The organism is Massilia sp. CT11-108, from assembly GCF_047302915.1.
Taxonomy (GTDB): Bacteria; Pseudomonadota; Gammaproteobacteria; order Burkholderiales; family Burkholderiaceae_D; genus Telluria; species Telluria orientalis.
This window is the reverse complement of the sequence record NZ_JBKYMO010000946.1, coordinates 1-1,184: the sequence shown is the minus strand read 5'-3', so window position 1 is coordinate 1,184 and position 1,184 is coordinate 1. Positions and strand designations below refer to the sequence as shown.

The window sequence follows — 1,184 nt, the reverse complement described above, 5'->3', positions numbered from 1 at the left end:
CGTACAGGCCGATGCGCGCCCCCGCTGGACACCGGCCCGCATCGGCCTGTACGTGTTCCTGCTGGGCGCCGCGCTGTTCTTCCTGCTGCCGCTGTACGTGATGATCGTGACGTCGCTGAAGTCGATGGACGAGATCCGCCAGGGCGGCATCTTCGCGCTGCCGCACGCGCTCACGCTGGAGCCGTGGCGCCTCGCGTGGAGCGGCGTGTGCACGGGCGCCGCGTGCGACGGCGTGCGCACCGGGTTCTGGAATTCCGTCGCCATCACCGTGCCGTCGACAATCCTGCCGATTTTGCTGGGCGCCGTGAACGGCTACGCGCTGTCGTTCTGGCGGCCGCGCGGCGCGAACCTCCTGTTCGGCATCCTGATGGCGGGCGCGTTCGTGCCCGTGCAGGTGATGATCTACCCGCTCGTGCGCGTGATGGCATTGGCAGGCATCTTCGGTTCGCTGCCGGCGATCGTGCTCGTGCACCTGGTTTTCGGCATGCCCGTGATGACCTTGTTGTTCCGGAATTACTACTGCAACGTGCCGCATGAGCTGTTCCAGGCCGCACGCATCGATGGCGGCGGGTTCTGGCGCATCTTCCTGCAGGTGATGCTGCCGATGTCGCTGCCGGTCGCCGTCGTCGCGGCGATCATGCAGGTGACGGGCGTGTGGAACGACTACATCCTCGGCCTGGTGTTCGCGGGGCGCGACAACATGCCGATGATGGTCCAGCTGAACAACGTGATCAACACGACGACAGGCGTGCGGCAGTACAACGTGAACATGGCGGCGACGATCCTCACGGCGCTCGTGCCGCTCGCGCTGTACTTTTTCTCCGGCCGCTGGTTCGTGCGCGGCATCGCCGCCGGCGCCGTGAAAGGATAGGGAATGGCGAACGTCTCGCTGCGCAAACTGAACATTGTCCTGGGCGGCAAGCCCATCATCCGCGACCTCGACCTGTGCGTGGAACCCGGCGAATTCCTCGTGCTGCTGGGACCCTCCGGCTGCGGCAAGTCGACGCTGCTGCACAGTATCGCGGGCCTCGTCGACAGCGATTCCGGCGCCATCGAGATCGGCGGGCGCGACATGACGGACGCCGATCCGAGCGAACGCGGCATCGGCATGGTGTTCCAGTCGTATGCGCTGTACCCGACGATGACCGTCGAGGACAATATGTCGTTCGGCCTGCGCATCGCGG

At 65.9% G+C, this 1,184-nt stretch carries 2 protein-coding genes; both read left to right on the top strand.

The genetic code is table 11. The features are described from left to right. On the top strand, positions 1-871 hold an 871-nt coding region (locus tag ACEN88_RS32245), incomplete at its 5' end, for a carbohydrate ABC transporter permease (protein WP_413346291.1). A 3-nt stretch (positions 872-874) separates the two neighbouring features. Continuing rightward, the coding region (locus ACEN88_RS32240) for an ATP-binding cassette domain-containing protein (protein WP_413346289.1) at positions 875-1,184 on the top strand (310 nt) is incomplete at its 3' end.